Origin of the sequence: Acidovorax sp. (assembly GCF_046291265.1) — a bacterium.
GTDB lineage: Bacteria > Pseudomonadota > Gammaproteobacteria > Burkholderiales > Burkholderiaceae_C > Acidovorax.
Map to the genome: position 1 here is coordinate 1 of NZ_JBKBTV010000173.1, position 577 is coordinate 577.

Annotated in this window: 1 pseudogene; it reads left to right on the forward strand. The window is 70.0% G+C overall.

Features of this window, described 5'->3' with window-relative positions:
* Positions 1-89 precede the first annotated feature (89 nt).
* Positions 90-296: pseudogene (locus ACK41V_RS23740) on the forward strand (acetyl-CoA C-acetyltransferase); the annotation flags it as partial.
* Positions 297-577: the final 281 nt, after the last annotated feature.

Below are 577 nucleotides of genomic sequence, written 5' to 3' on the forward strand. Positions count from 1 at the left end.
GCGCCGCGGCCGCTGCCAAGGTGCCACATGCGTGCTGTGCGCACAATGCATACTGGGGCTGACGCGCGCGCATACGCGCTGCTTGGCCGCAGGAGGGCCGGTTTGCGGACGAGATTGTGCCAGTCAAGGTGGCTGGCCGCAAGGGCGAGGTGGAGGTGACGGTGGATGAGGAGGTGGCCAACGTCAAGTTTGACCGCATCCCCACCCTGAAGCCCGCCTTCAAGAAGGACGGCACCATCACTGCGGCGAACGCGTCGTCGCTCAACGACGGCGCTTCGGCTGTGGTGCGCTCACGCACGTGAGCGCCGCTGCGCGCCAGCAGCACACGCTCAAGCGTCGCCCGTGGCGGCCGTGCAGGTGCTGATGAGCGCGGAGGAGGCGAAGCGGCGCGGCATCACGCCCCTGGCACGCATTCGCGGTCCGCGCGCATGCACGCTGGTCATTGTACTCCCGCCGTGCTCAATCTCGCGTGCGCGCGCGCAGGCTTTGCCGATGCTGCCCGTGCGCCCGTGGAGTTCACGGTGGCGCCCGCCGATGCCGTGCCCATCGCGCTGCGCCGCGCCGGCGTGGAGGCCAA